Origin of the sequence: Shewanella aquimarina (assembly GCF_023349185.1) — a bacterium.
Classification (GTDB): domain Bacteria; phylum Pseudomonadota; class Gammaproteobacteria; order Enterobacterales; family Shewanellaceae; genus Shewanella; species Shewanella aquimarina.
On record NZ_JAKIKY010000017.1, the window covers coordinates 1 to 13,043 of the forward strand.

15 protein-coding genes are annotated in these 13,043 nt (G+C 51.2%); all 15 read right to left on the minus strand.

Translation table 11 applies throughout. The annotated features are described in order from the left end of the window. Window positions 1–139: 139 nt before the first annotated feature. Window positions 140–1,219, minus strand: coding sequence for a DNA polymerase IV (gene dinB, locus L2731_RS17695; protein WP_249254717.1), 1,080 nt, complete (start codon window positions 1,217–1,219; stop codon window positions 140–142). Window positions 1,220–1,409: 190 nt separating this feature from the next. Beyond that, complete coding sequence (gene bfr, locus L2731_RS17700) at window positions 1,410–1,877, minus strand: bacterioferritin (RefSeq protein WP_249254718.1); 468 nt, start codon at window positions 1,875–1,877, stop codon at window positions 1,410–1,412. 10 nt (window positions 1,878–1,887) lie between these two features. After that, the gene (gene bfr, locus L2731_RS17705; RefSeq protein ID WP_160797998.1) at window positions 1,888–2,361 is read right to left on the minus strand and encodes a bacterioferritin; all 474 of its coding nucleotides are present in this window, start codon (window positions 2,359–2,361) and stop codon (window positions 1,888–1,890) included. Window positions 2,362–2,631: 270 nt separating this feature from the next. Further along, a complete protein-coding gene (gene nqrM / locus L2731_RS17710) occupies window positions 2,632–2,856 on the minus strand; it encodes a (Na+)-NQR maturation NqrM (RefSeq protein WP_011866671.1) in 225 nt (74 codons plus the stop codon). 134 nt (window positions 2,857–2,990) lie between these two features. Beyond that, window positions 2,991–4,007 (minus strand): FAD:protein FMN transferase, encoded by a 1,017-nt coding sequence (locus L2731_RS17715; protein WP_249254719.1) that lies wholly within the window; start codon window positions 4,005–4,007, stop codon window positions 2,991–2,993. Window positions 4,008–4,111: 104 nt separating this feature from the next. Then, on the minus strand, window positions 4,112–5,359 hold the full coding sequence (nqrF, locus tag L2731_RS17720; RefSeq protein WP_220081535.1) for an NADH:ubiquinone reductase (Na(+)-transporting) subunit F: 1,248 nt from the start codon (window positions 5,357–5,359) through the stop codon (window positions 4,112–4,114). Between the two features lie 48 nt (window positions 5,360–5,407). Next, window positions 5,408–6,016, minus strand: coding sequence for an NADH:ubiquinone reductase (Na(+)-transporting) subunit E (gene nqrE, locus L2731_RS17725; RefSeq protein WP_011866674.1), 609 nt, complete (start codon window positions 6,014–6,016; stop codon window positions 5,408–5,410). A 5-nt stretch (window positions 6,017–6,021) separates the two neighbouring features. Then, a complete protein-coding gene (locus tag L2731_RS17730) occupies window positions 6,022–6,654 on the minus strand; it encodes an NADH:ubiquinone reductase (Na(+)-transporting) subunit D (RefSeq protein WP_041509074.1) in 633 nt (210 codons plus the stop codon). Then, window positions 6,654–7,448, minus strand: a complete 795-nt coding sequence (locus tag L2731_RS17735) for a Na(+)-translocating NADH-quinone reductase subunit C (RefSeq protein WP_041509161.1) — start codon at window positions 7,446–7,448, stop codon at window positions 6,654–6,656. Before L2731_RS17735 ends, L2731_RS17730 begins: the two co-directional genes overlap by 1 nt. Further along, window positions 7,441–8,640 (minus strand): NADH:ubiquinone reductase (Na(+)-transporting) subunit B, encoded by a 1,200-nt coding sequence (locus L2731_RS17740; RefSeq protein WP_041509073.1) that lies wholly within the window; start codon window positions 8,638–8,640, stop codon window positions 7,441–7,443. The genes L2731_RS17735 and L2731_RS17740 overlap by 8 nt, the downstream gene beginning before the upstream one ends. Further along, entirely contained in the window at window positions 8,640–9,974 is a 1,335-nt protein-coding gene (locus L2731_RS17745) for a Na(+)-translocating NADH-quinone reductase subunit A (RefSeq protein WP_239882883.1), read from the minus strand. Before L2731_RS17745 ends, L2731_RS17740 begins: the two co-directional genes overlap by 1 nt. Before the next feature lie 567 nt (window positions 9,975–10,541). Further along, window positions 10,542–11,051: an S-ribosylhomocysteine lyase gene (gene luxS / locus L2731_RS17750; RefSeq protein WP_239851883.1), complete on the minus strand. Its 510-nt coding sequence runs from the start codon at window positions 11,049–11,051 to the stop codon at window positions 10,542–10,544. Between the two features lie 221 nt (window positions 11,052–11,272). Beyond that, a complete protein-coding gene (locus tag L2731_RS17755; protein ID WP_144203703.1) occupies window positions 11,273–11,572 on the minus strand; it encodes a BolA family protein in 300 nt (99 codons plus the stop codon). Window positions 11,573–11,697: 125 nt separating this feature from the next. Next, on the minus strand, window positions 11,698–12,201 hold the full coding sequence (locus L2731_RS17760) for an ACT domain-containing protein (RefSeq protein WP_239851886.1): 504 nt from the start codon (window positions 12,199–12,201) through the stop codon (window positions 11,698–11,700). A gap of 129 nt (window positions 12,202–12,330) precedes the next feature. Beyond that, on the minus strand, window positions 12,331–12,984 hold the full coding sequence (locus L2731_RS17765) for an alpha-ketoglutarate-dependent dioxygenase AlkB family protein (protein ID WP_415837081.1): 654 nt from the start codon (window positions 12,982–12,984) through the stop codon (window positions 12,331–12,333). Between the last annotated feature and the right edge of the window lie 59 nt (window positions 12,985–13,043).

Here is a 13,043-nt window from a genome sequence, read left to right on the forward strand (position 1 = left end):
AAGCTACAAGCTACAAGCTACAAGCTACAAGCTACAAGCTACAAGCTACAAGCTACAAGCTACAAGCTACAAGCTACAAGCTACAAGCTACAAGCTACAAGCTACAAGCTACAAGCTAAAAAGGGTAATAGGGTTAACGCTAAAACCCGAGATCCATCTGCGCACCATGCTCGGCCTCATCCAGCCCTGCATGAGCGAGCTCACTCTCGAGTCCCACCGACACCCCAAGCAGGCGAATACCGCGGCCGGCGCGGCGCTCCAGTGCCTGAGTGAGCAGGTCGTAAAACAGCTTCACCGATACCTCGTCGCTACGCTGCTCTATGGTGGTCTGCTTGAAATCGTCAAACTTAAGCTTAACCACCTGCTTATGAATGCGGCGCGACTTGGCGCTGCGACTGATACGCCCGGACAGCTCCTGGATAAGCTGGGGCATCACCGCCTGGCACTGCTCATAGGTATAGATATCTTTGGCGAGCGTGGTCTCTACCCCAACCGATTTGCGCTCCCTGTGCGGGGAAATGCCGCGGGGGTCTATCCCCTGCGCCCTGTCGTAAAGCACGCCACCAAACTTGCCGAAGCGATCCGCCAGACTCTGACGGCTGCAGGCCTGCACGTCGGCGCAGGTGTTGAGCCCCATGGCTTCGAGCTTAGCGGCCGTCACCTTGCCGACGCCGGGTATCTTAATCAGCGGCAGGGTCTTCACAAATTCGGGGATCATCTGTGGGGTGATCACATACTGGCCATTAGGCTTGTTGAGATCCGAGGCGATCTTGGCCAGAAACTTCACCGGTGCGATACCGGCGGAGGCGGTGAGTCCGGTAGCCTCGAAGATCTCCCGACGAATCGCCTCGGCAATTAATGTGGCCGAACCCTGATGCCGGCTACAATCGCTGACATCCAGATAGGCTTCATCCAGCGACAACGGCTCGATTAATTCGGTATAGCGGGCAAACACCTCACGGATCTGCGCCGATACCTCCTTGTAGACTGACATACGCCCGGGCACCAGAATGAGATCCGGGCAGAGCTTGAGGGCATAGGCGGAGGCCATGGCCGAGCGCACACCAAACTTGCGCGCCTCATAGTTACAGGTGCTGATGACGCCACGGCGATCGCTGCGTCCACCCACGGCGATGGGCTTGCCCCTGAGCTCGGGAAAATCACGCATCTCGACCGCCGCAAAGAAACAGTCCATGTCTACATGAATAATCTTTTTCACCTTAATACCTCCATCGCCAAGAATACTGTGCATTTAAACAGTATTCAATCACTTCCCGAGCGGTTGATAGCCTAAGCTCGAATAGCAGCCAATAAGGCATTGAATGACTGACAGCAAAAAGCCACCCTAAGGTGGCTTTATCTCGATTTCATCTTTGATGACTAAGGTGAAGCGGCGCGCCTTGGGCCGCTTACATCTTAGACTGAAGGTAGTTCTGCAGGCCAACCTTGTCGATGAGGCCTAGCTGTTTCTCTAGCCAGTACATATGGTCAGATTCGGTCTCTTCCAGTAAGACCTCTAGCAGCTCACGGGAGACGTAATCTTGTTTCTCCTCGCACAGGGCGATGGCTTCACGCAGGTTGGCCGCCACCTGATACTCATAGTTGAGATCATTCTGCAACATCTCCTGGGGATCTTTACCTATGTTCAGCGCCTCGCGACTGGCGACATCCGGCTTACCCTCGAGGAACAAGATACGCTGAACCAGCTTCTTGGCGTGTTCACGTTCGTCGTCAGACTCATGGGAGATACGCTCGTGCAGCTCGTCAAGGCCCCAGTCTTCATACATCAAGCCGTGGACGAAATATTGATCCATCGCCGACAACTCACCGGTGAGCAGCTTGTTGAGGGTGTCGATCACTTCCTGATTGCCTTTCATTCTTCTCTCCCTATTCCGACTCTATCTGCGACTGCAGGTAATTCTGAATGCCTGTCATCTTAATGAGATCTTGCTGGGCCTCTATCCAGTCCAGATACTCCTCCTCATCTTCGAGCAGGTCTTCGAGGATCTCACGGCTCACATAATCCCGCTCCGTCTCACACAGGGCGATCACGCTGCGCAGCTCGACCAACTGCTCTTCGAGCATGGTCTTGTCACACTGCAACATCTCCTCTGGATTCTCGCCTATGCGCAACTTCTCAAGTTGTTGCAGGTTAGGGAGCCCCTCGAGAAACAGCACACGCTCAATCAACTTGTCGGCATGCTTCATATCTTTGATCGACTTCTTGTAGCACTTCTCATTGAGCTCTTCCAGACCCCAATTTTTGTACATGCGTGCGTGCAAAAAGTACTGGTTAATGGCCGTCAATTCGAAGGTCAGTATCTTGTTTAACTGACGAATGACGTTCGGATGACCCTTCATTTGATCTCCTTAGTAAGATTTGATCTAAATCAATATTTAAGCCTAGAGCAATTTTCACCCAATTACAAATAAACATTAAGTTTCAATCGGTTACCAAAGAAAATCATTCTCATTCGCGCTTTGATTAGCAAGATGATTAAAGACAATGAATCCAGAGTCTTAAGGACGATGCCCAAAAAAGATGGGGCTTGATATAGGCATGAGCAGAAAAACGGGGTAACAAAAAAGGCCCCGAATGGGACCTTTAGTTCAGACGCTCACTGGCGTTCGCTAGATAATACGATCTTTGGCCAGCTTCTCGCGACGGGCCTCTTCTTCGGCCATCTTCGCCTTACGCTTATCGCATGGGTCGTCACAGTCACAGGCCTTCTCGATACCGAGGGCACCCAAGCCACCACAACTGCCGGCGACAGCCTTCTGCTTCACCAAGTAGCCGATAGACATAAGAACGAAAAACAGTAGCAATACCACAAAAGCCGCTAAAAAAGTGCTCATCACTGACTCCAGATACACATAAGTCACTGCTGCGCTTATGTGTCTAACTATTTGACTAGCTATTCAACTAACATTTTAGAATGCGCCCGGCCACCATGTTTAAACGAGCCCGCGCACCAGTGGCGCCTATTCTATCACAAACCCACGTAGGGCTTAAAGGCATCGCTATAGTAGACCTTGAAACCTTGCGCTTGCTTCTCGATCAACATGACTGCCAGATGCTCACGCTCGGCCAGTGCCAGCGAAGCCTGGGTACCCAGCACCATCATGGCGGTGGCATAACCGTCGGCAATCATGCTCTCCTTGGCCAGCACGGTAACTGAGGCAAGCTTATGGTCGATAGGATAGCCATTACGGGGATCGATAATATGGGTAAAGCGCTGCCCCTCTTCCTCGTAATAGTTGCGATAGTCGCCCGAGGTTGCCATGGCCATATTGCCCGGCTCAATCACCTGCTGCACCACGCGCTCATCTTCATCTGGCTGCTCGACGGCGATCACCCAGGGGCTGTCATCGGCCTTGACGCCATAAAGGCTAATCTCGCCGCCAATCTCCACCAGATAGCCTTTGGGGTGATACTTGCTCAGTAGGCTGGCCACCTTGTCGACCCCAAAGCCCTTGGCGATGGAGGAAAGGTCGACATACAGGGCAGGATTGGTCTTGCTCAGCTTAAGGCCATCGACCTTAAGATACTCGATACCCGTCTTGACCTTGGTTTCGGCGATCAGCTCGGCGCTCGGCACGCGAGTCGGACGCTTGTCGGGACCGAAGCCCCAGAGGTTTACCAGCGGGCCCAGGGTGATATCCAGGGCGCCGTCGGTCTTACGGTAGAGGTCGATCCCCGTCTGCACTACCTTGGCCGTGTCTGGCGATACCGCCAGGCTAGATTCGAGTGTCATCTGATTGAAGCGCGACAGCTCAGAGTCTTTACGGTAGGTGGACATCTGATCGTTCACCTGCTCCAGCGCCAGGTCGATCTCCGCCTGCAGCAGCTGCTCGTCGGGCATCTGTTTATCGCCGACAAATTTGATGTGGTAGGTGGTGCCCATGGTCTGTCCAGACATAGTAATCATCTTGACAGGTTGGCTACAGGCCGAAATAAAAAAGGCTAGTCCCGCCAGGACTAACCCCTTGATAAAGGTCTTATACATATTGACCACTGTCCTTAATGATAACCCGGTAACACACTCCCTAAGGGCCATTGGCGCCTTAGGGAGCACGATAATCACGGCAATAGTATCACAAGAATGATTGCTTAGCCGCCGAAGTCATCCAGCAGGATGTTTTCATCTTCAACGCCAAGATCTTTAAGCATGCCGATAACCGCCGCGTTCATCATTGGAGGTCCACACATGTAGAACTCACAATCTTCTGGCGCTTCGTGGTCACGTAGGTAGTTTTCATACAGTACGTTATGGATGAAGCCTGTGTAACCATCCCAGTTATCTTCGGGTTGTGGGTCAGACAGGGCCACGTGCCATACGAAGTTATCATTCTCGGCCGCCAGGCCATCGAAATCTTCAACGTAGAACATCTCACGCTTAGAACGCGCACCGTACCAGAAGCTCATCTTACGCTTAGACTTAAGACGCTTGAGCTGGTCGAAGATGTGTGAACGCATTGGTGCCATACCTGCACCACCACCGATGAATACCATCTCGGCATCGGTGTCTTTCGCGAAGAACTCACCGAATGGGCCAGAGATAGTCACCTTGTCGCCAGCCTTCAGGCTCCAGATGTATGAAGACATCTTACCGCAAGGCAGAGACAGGTTACGTGGAGGCGGTGTCGCGATACGTACGTTCAGCATGATGATACCTTCCTCTTCAGGATAGTTCGCCATTGAGTACGCACGGATTGTCTCTTCGTCTACCTTAGACTCCAGCTTGAAGAAGCCAAAGTGCTCCCAGTCACCACGATATTCTTCTGGTACGTCGAAATCGGCGTACTTAACATGGTGCGCAGGCGCCTCGATCTGAATGTAACCACCGGCACGGAAAGGCACAGACTCGCCATCAGGGATAGCCAGCTTAAGCTCTTTAATGAAGGTTGCCTTGTTATCGTTAGAGATAACTTCACATTCCCACTTCTTGATACCGAAGATCTCTTCTTCCAGTTCGATCTCCATATCTGACTTAACGTTGACCTGACAAGACAGACGACAACCGTTACGGGCATCGCCCTTAGAGATATGGTCGAGTTCTGTTGGCAGAATATCACCGCCGCCAGACTTAACGATCACCTTACACTGGCCACAAGAACCACCGCCACCACAAGCCGACGATACGAAGATACCGTTATCAGCCAGTGCGCCCAGTAGTTTGCCGCCCGCAGGTGTTTTAATTGCTTTATCTGCATCTTCGTTGATGCCGATAGTAATATCGCCACTCGGAACCAGTTTTGATTTGGCGAATAGAATCACCAATACCAAGACCAGTACGATGGCTGTAAACATACTCACACCGAGGTATACATCGATTGGAGTAGATTCAATAATACCCATTAACTTATCCTTAAAGGTTCAAAATCAGAAGCCGTTAAGGTGTCTCTTTTACAGAGACACACCTGAGAACGACATGAAACCTAGCGCCATCAAACCCGCAGTCACGAAGGTAATACCTAGACCACGCAGACCATTAGGGACATCAGCATATTTTAACTTCTCACGGATACCAGCTAGCAGCACAATTGCAAGTGCCCAACCGATACCTGAACCTATGCCAAACACTAAACTTTCACCCAGGTTGTAGTCACGCTCAACCATGAAAGAAACCGCACCGAAAATCGCACAGTTTACTGTGATCAGCGGTAGGAAGATCCCCAGCGCGTTGTATAGCGGTGGGAAATACTTATCCAATGCCATCTCAAGGATTTGAACCAGCGCCGCGATCACACCGATGAAGGTGATGAACTTAAGGAAGCTCAGGTCTGCATCGGGTACGCCAGCCCAGGCCAAGGCGCCCGGTGCCAAAATACCCTGATAGATGATTTGGTTAACAGGTACTGAAATTGCCAATACCACGATTACGGCAACACCTAAGCCCATGGCCGTGGTGACTTTCTTAGACACAGCCAAGAAGGTACACATACCAAGGAAGAAGGATAACGCCATGTTTTCAATGAAAACAGAACGGATTAATAGACTAATATAATGTTCCATTACGCTTATCCTTTTGCTTCAACTTGCTCTGGCTTGATGGTACGGATAATCCAGATCAACGATGCAATCAGGAAGAACGCACTTGGTGGCAGCAGGAGCAGACCGTTTGGCTGATACCAGCCACCGTCAGAGATCTTGCTTAGGATCTCGACACCAAATAGCGAACCGTTACCAAACAATTCACGCACGAAGCCAACTGACAACAAGATGGCACCATAACCCAGACCGTTACCGATACCGTCCATGAAGCTCATCATAGGCGGCGTCTTCATAGCGTAAGCTTCGGCGCGACCCATTACGATACAGTTGGTGATGATCAGACCCACGAATACCGACAGCTGTTTAGCCACGTCATAGGCGTAAGCTTGCAGTACCTGGTCAACCACGATCACCAGCGAAGCGATAATGGTCATCTGAACGATAATACGCACACTGCTTGGAATGTGGTTACGTATCATAGAGATGAACAAGTTAGACAAGGCCGTTACGGCAGTCAGAGCGATGGTCATTACCAAGGCAGTTTCCATCTTACTGGTTACCGCCAGGGCACTACATACACCCAGGATCTGCAACGCAATCGGGTTGTTACTAATGATAGGTCCAGTCAGAACCTGTTTAAGTTCTTTTGCGTCAGCCATTAGCTAAGCCCTCCGTTGCGCGCCTTTTCAAGAAAACGTGCAAAACCTTCTTTACCCAACCAGAAATCCAGTGAGTGCTGTACACCGTTACTGGTCAGTGTTGCACCAGATAGTGCGTCAACACCGTGAACTGTCTCTGCAACGGCAGGGTTCTTAGTGACTTTGATAGCCAGGTTGCCTTGGTCATCATAAAGCTTCTTACCCTTCCACTTGGCGATCCACTTAGGATTCTGTACTTCACCACCCAGACCAGGAGTTTCACCCGAACCGGTAAAGTCGTAGTAAACCAGGCTGCGAACCGTGTTCAGATCAGACTCAACGGCCAGGAAGGCATACATGGTTGACCACAGGCCATAACCCTTAACAGGGATGATCACTGTCTGTAGTGCACCAGCGTCATCGCGTACCAGGTAAATCACGCCCTTGTTCGCCACACGCTTAACAGAAGCGATGTCGTTCTCTGGCTTGAAAGAGGTCTCTACAGTACGAGCCGCCTTTTCGGTGTCGAATGTGTTGGCATCGCCTTCAACCCAGTCGCCAGACTTAAGGTCAACCAGCTTAGCTTCTACATACTTGTCGTAAGTCTTGAGGATCTCAGCCTTGCTGACTTCACCAGACTTAGTGTCTACCAGGCCAGCGGCTTCAAGAATGTACTTTTGCTTATCAAGCAATTTGTTTTCTTGCTGAGTTGGCTTAAGCAGTACGGCCGCAGTAGAAACGAATACCGAACAGATAAAACATAATCCAACAACAACAAACAGCGTTCTACCGAACGAATCTTTATTACTAGCCACGAGCAATCCTCCGCTTGATATTCGCTTGAACCACGAAGTGGTCGAATAGCGGCGCAAATAGGTTGGCAAACAGGATGGCCAACATCATACCTTCTGGGAAAGCAGGGTTAATGACACGGATGAATACGGCCATAGCACCAATCAAAATACCGTACGCCCACTTCGCTTGGTTGGTGAAAGACGCAGAAACTGGGTCAGTCGCCATAAACATCATACCGAAGGCAAAGCCACCCAGTACCATGTGCCAATACCAAGGCATTGCAAACATTGGGTTAGTGTCGCTACCGATTGCGTTAAGCAGCAGTGATACGGCAATCATACCGACCATCACACCACCAACGATGCGCCATGATGCGATACGGGTGTAGATGATCACCAGACCACCCAGCAGAATCGCCAGAGTAGAAACTTCACCAACAGAACCAGGAATGAAACCTAGGAAGGCATCCCACCAAGCTTGGTTAAAGCCATATTCCAGTGTGCCCTGTGCCGCTTGACTCAGCGCCGTCGCACCAGAGAAACCGTCAGCAACCACCCAAGTGGTATCGCCTGACATGTTTAGCGGGTAAGCGAAGAACAGGAAGGCACGACCGGCCAATGCTGGGTTAAGGAAGTTACGTCCGGTACCACCGAAGATCTCTTTAGCCACGACCACACCGAAGGTGATACCTAGTGCGACCATCCATAGTGGAATGGTTGCCGGCAGTGTCAGGGCAAACAGGATAGAGGTAACGAAGAAACCTTCGTTAACTTCGTGACCACGCACTGTGGCGAACAGGACTTCCCAGATACCACCGACGGCGAAGGTCACCGCGTAGATAGGCAGGAACCAACAGGCGCCATACCACATCAGGGCAGCCACACCAGAGTCAGCCGTCAGTTCGGTACCGAACAGGCCAAACAGAGCCACCTGCCAGGTATCAGGCGTGGCAAAGCCAGCCATCAGGGCTTCTTGTGCCTGAAGACCTACGTTGTACATACCCACGAACATCGCAGGGAATGCACAGGCCCAAACCGTAATCATCATACGCTTCAGGTCTAAGTTATCACGCACATGGGTACGACCCTTGTTTACGTGACCTGGGGTATAAAATACCGTGTATGCCGCTTCGAACAGCGCATACCATTTCTCGTATTTCCCGCCCTTTTCAAACTGGGGTTCAATACTTTTGAAAAACTGTTTCAAGCCCATTAGCCTTCCCTCACAATCGTATCTAGGCAGTCGCGTAGGTACGACGCGTAGTCATACTTACCAGGACATACGAAAGTACATAGTGCCAAATCTTCTTCGTCTAACTCTAACGCGCCTAAGGCAGCTGCGCCGTCGGTATCGCCTGACACTAGGTCACGCAATAGCATGGTAGGAAGAATGTCGAGAGGCATAACGCGCTCATAGTTGCCGATAGGCACCATGGCACGATCAGAGCCCCCTGTACTGGTCGTCATGTTAAACAGACGAGACGGTGACAGGTGACCCAGGAAAGCGCGCGTGATAGAGAACTTATTGGCACCAGGCATTGCCCAGCCAATAAATTCTTGATCGCGGCCTTCTTCAAGCAGAGAAACCTGGTTAAAGAAACGTCCCAAGTAGGCGTGTGGGCCGGTCGCTGTCTTACCAGAAAGCACAGAACCTGCGATAACGCGTACATCACCGTCGGCAGCCTCACCGGCAGTAAGCTCGGTAATAGAAGCACCGCTCTGAGTACGAACGAGTCTAGGCTTAAGCGCCTTAGGACCTGCAACCGCCACCACGCGCTGAGTGTTTAGCTCACCAGTAGTAAATAGTTGACCGATTGCGATCACATCTTGATAGCCAACATGCCAAACGGTACGCTTAGCCGATGCAGGCAGAACAAAATGGATATGAGTGCCAGCTAGACCCGCAGGGTGCGGACCGGCAAACTCTTCGACTTGTGCGTTGGCCGCAGGAATATCGGCTCCTGGTGCCTTACACAGATACACCTTACCTTCTGTCAATCGTGCAAGGACTCTTAAGCCATTGGCAAAGTCTTCCTTGTGCTCGTTAATGATAACGGCAGGATCGGCAGCAAGCGGTTGGGTATCGATAGCGGTCACAAAAATACCGGCAGGCGTTGAGTCAACTGCTGGTGCTTTGCTGAAAGGACGCGTACGCAATGCAGGCCACATACCTGACTCGATCAGGTTGTCGCGTACAAGTTGCGGCTCTAGGGTGTCTAACGCTGCGGCATCGTACTTAGCGAAGGAAACGCTGTCGTCTCCCTCTACGTCGATCACGACAGACTGAAGAACACGCTGGGCGCCCCGGTTAATTTCTGAGATGGTGCCACTGGCTAAAGCAGTATATTTAACGCCAGGATTCTTTTTGTCTTCAAAAATCACCTGACCCTTCTGCACTTTATCACCCACTTTGATCTTCATCGTGGGGCGCAGGCCAATATACTCTTCACCCAAAGTAGCTACGTGTTTAATGGCTGGGCCATTATGGATAACTTGCTCTGGTCCGCCTGTTATAGGCAGGTCCAATCCTTTCTTTATTGTAATCATATCCACAAGCACTACGTTTATGAAGGAAAGATAATGCGTCGCGTTCCTGCTAAATGAGATAGATTTCAAACATCAGCTATCGCATTGAGCTAGCGCAGATTTATTACAGAAATGCGATCGCAATCACGCTGGTCGGGCGCATTTTACCGTAAATAAATGCTTATCGCCATGAAAAATACGGGTGTTTTAAAAGGGATGCGGGGATTTTTACAGTGAGGAATAGATCACAGTTAGAGAGATTTTTATGATTTAGGTAAACGGAAATTAATTTAGCCCCCTGTCCTAGCAGGGTTATATGGATTTACGAAGCAAAATGGCGCCGCCGAGGGCATCTTTTTTAGCCCATTTTTACCGCATAAAAAACCAACAAAAAGCCGGACTGTTCGACTAAAGTTTAACCACCCGATAAGCCAAACTCATCCAGAAGTCGGTGTTAACTTGAGCAATAATGCCGCTTGGCGCAGCGACCTCTAACCGCCCAAAAGAAGATACTGAGAGATAAAAAGCAGCCTAAGCTGCTTTTTATGACGTTTAACCACCCAGATAAAGCCAATTCCCCAAACGGAATTACAAGCCTTTTAGGATCTCATCGCTGAGCTTAAGGTCATCGTTGAGATTCACATTCACCCCGGCGGCGATGATGTTTCTGGCTATCTCCTTGGCCTGCTCTAACGAGTGCATCTGATAGGTACCGCACTGGTATTCGTTTAGCTCAGGGATCTCCGACTGCTGTTTTACCTTGAGCACATCTTCCATGGCGGCCAGCCAACACTCGGCCACCTCTGCCTCTCTTGGCGTGCCGATAAGGCTCATGTAGAAGCCGGTACGACATCCCATGGGGGAGATATCGATGATCTCGACGCGATCGCTGTTGAGGTGGTCACGCATAAATCCGGCAAAGAGATGCTCCAGAGTATGAATGCCGCGCTCGCTCAGGATCTCTTTATTGGGTACACAAAAACGCAGATCGAAGACGGTAATGGTATCGCCCTTAGGCGTGGTCATCGTCTTGGCAACGCGCACGGCAGGTGCGTTCATGCGGGTATGATCTACGGTGAAGCTGTCGAGTAACGGCATTATTATTCTCCCAAAATAGTGATGCTCAAACTATCGATTGGCCGACATGCCGAGCACCAGTATGGCGTGCGGCGACAAGATGCTCCCTTGCGCCACGATAGACCTACACAATATGCGGTAGGTGCCGGGGAAAGTAAAGTGAACTTAGCTCAAGGCCATAAAGACAAAAACCACAAGAGTGCTAGCCCTTGTGGTCTTCAATTATCGCCCAGATTTAGGCATTAGCCTTTGCATTTAGGTGAGTTAGGTACCTGTACTTCTTGGTCCCACTCTTCGGGCGTAAAGGTATGCATAGACAAGGCGTGCAGCCCGGCGTCAAACTGCGCCTTCAGCGCCTCATTAACCGCTCGGTGACGGCCGATAAGGCGCTGGCCTTCAAATACGGCGCTGGCGACGATCACCTTAAAATGGGTCTCCGAATTCGGCGGCACATGATGGTTGTCGCTCTCGTTGATCACCTCAAGATGAACAGGGGCTAAGACTTGGGTGAGCGTATCGATTATCTGCTGTTTTACTGACATGGCTATCGTCTCTATCGAATAGAAAACTTAAGTGGCCGCAGAGTACTGTGAGTGGCAACAAAGATCAACTCTTCATCACCCAGACTCCGCAGGTGATCACTTAACCCACAGCCCTTGCCTCTAGCTTAGGTCAGGCTGACTCTGGCATCTTGGGAGACGTTTTCCAACAGCTCGATGATGCTGTCGCCGCTGATCTCATCGGGCACGGATACGGCCAACTTGGCGGAGAATACCGTCTGCCCCAGGGTAGACACATGGACCCGGTTGCATTCCATCTGCTCCACCTCGAGATCCAGGTTAGAGAGGATATCGACGATCTCCCGGGTCAGGCCGGGCCTGTCTGAGCAGTCGACATTGAATCTCAGGCTGCGGGTGTGCTCACTCAAAACCTCGGCCATGTCGCTAAAGCTAAAGGTCAGCTCAGGAAATTGCTGCACAAAATCGGCCTGCAGTGAGGAGACCTTATCCTGAGCGATCGCCACCTTCATCATGGCGGCAAACCAGGCATCCATCTTGATCACCTTGCTGCTTAACCACTCGCCACCTGCCTCTCGGGTCAGATTAGCCATCGCCTTAACAACCCCAGGGGTAACGACACCCGTTACCGTGGTCACGAACATCTTATTCATAAGCAACTCCTTCTGGTGATTATCGGGTCCCACAGACATTGTGCGACACACCTGCTCACGATGAGAATAAAACTTTCACCAACTCAAAGGTGAGAGCTAGCTTACACTTCCCGCCTCGGCGCGATCACTTTATCCCTGATGAAAGTGTGGAATTAAATGCCGATAGGTCAAGTTTAGCCTAGGCCGAGTCACCTTGGCTCGTTTGGGTAGCGCATGTTGCCAGCTCGACTGCATGGGCCAGTGCATGATCAGCAGATCGCCGCTATTGAGCATCAACTCGACCTTAGTCTTGCTCTCGTTGTGGCGCAGAAAGAAGGGGCGGCTGACCCCCAGGGTTACAGAGGCGATATCCGAACCTGGCACTATCTCCGCCTCATCGTCGCTGTGCCAGCCCATGGTATCGCTACCGTCACGATAGTGATTGACCAAGACGCCGTTGCTTACCAGGCCAAAGTCGCGCTGAAGTTTTTCCCGCAGTCGCAGGGCATACTTGGGCCAGGGCTCAGCGCGAATGAAGAGGCCAGAATAGAGATAGTCGCAGCCGTCGTCGCCAAACCATACCTGGCGTCTGGGGATAGGATGAGTGCGGCCGAAAATCCTTATCTCGGGGCGAGTGAAGGGGTAGTGTTCAGCCTCATGGATCAACGCCTGCTGCTGCGCCTGATTGAGATAGCCTGGTATCAGGGTAATAGGCGGCTTAGAGGCTAGCTCCGCCTCGCCGCCTTCATCTGCGGCCTGGTTCTCCATATCGCCAAACTCAAACCCTTTCTGTCGCTGTTGCATCTGTCTTTTCCTGCTTACGCGCTCATACCTCGCCCAATCACATCTCACTCAATCACATC

Bases quoted from the DNA above. Each gene is read 5' to 3' on its own strand.
- L2731_RS17760 (WP_239851886.1), bottom strand. From the start codon at position 12,201: ATGAATAAGATGTTCGTGACCACGGTAACGGGTGTCGTTACCCCTGGG.
- L2731_RS17755 (WP_144203703.1), bottom strand. From the start codon at position 11,572: ATGTCAGTAAAACAGCAGATAATCGATACGCTCACCCAAGTCTTAGCC.
- bfr (WP_160797998.1), bottom strand. From the start codon at position 2,361: ATGAAGGGTCATCCGAACGTCATTCGTCAGTTAAACAAGATACTGACC.
- L2731_RS17715 (WP_249254719.1), bottom strand. From the start codon at position 4,007: ATGTATAAGACCTTTATCAAGGGGTTAGTCCTGGCGGGACTAGCCTTT.
- L2731_RS17765 (WP_415837081.1), bottom strand. From the start codon at position 12,984: ATGCAACAGCGACAGAAAGGGTTTGAGTTTGGCGATATGGAGAACCAG.
- L2731_RS17730 (WP_041509074.1), bottom strand. From the start codon at position 6,654: ATGGCTGACGCAAAAGAACTTAAACAGGTTCTGACTGGACCTATCATT.
- nqrF (WP_220081535.1), bottom strand. From the start codon at position 5,359: ATGGGTATTATTGAATCTACTCCAATCGATGTATACCTCGGTGTGAGT.
- luxS (WP_239851883.1), bottom strand. From the start codon at position 11,051: ATGCCGTTACTCGACAGCTTCACCGTAGATCATACCCGCATGAACGCA.
- nqrM (WP_011866671.1), bottom strand. From the start codon at position 2,856: ATGAGCACTTTTTTAGCGGCTTTTGTGGTATTGCTACTGTTTTTCGTT.
- nqrE (WP_011866674.1), bottom strand. From the start codon at position 6,016: ATGGAACATTATATTAGTCTATTAATCCGTTCTGTTTTCATTGAAAAC.
- L2731_RS17740 (WP_041509073.1), bottom strand. From the start codon at position 8,640: ATGGGCTTGAAACAGTTTTTCAAAAGTATTGAACCCCAGTTTGAAAAG.
- bfr (WP_249254718.1), bottom strand. From the start codon at position 1,877: ATGAAAGGCAATCAGGAAGTGATCGACACCCTCAACAAGCTGCTCACC.
- L2731_RS17745 (WP_239882883.1), bottom strand. From the start codon at position 9,974: ATGATTACAATAAAGAAAGGATTGGACCTGCCTATAACAGGCGGACCA.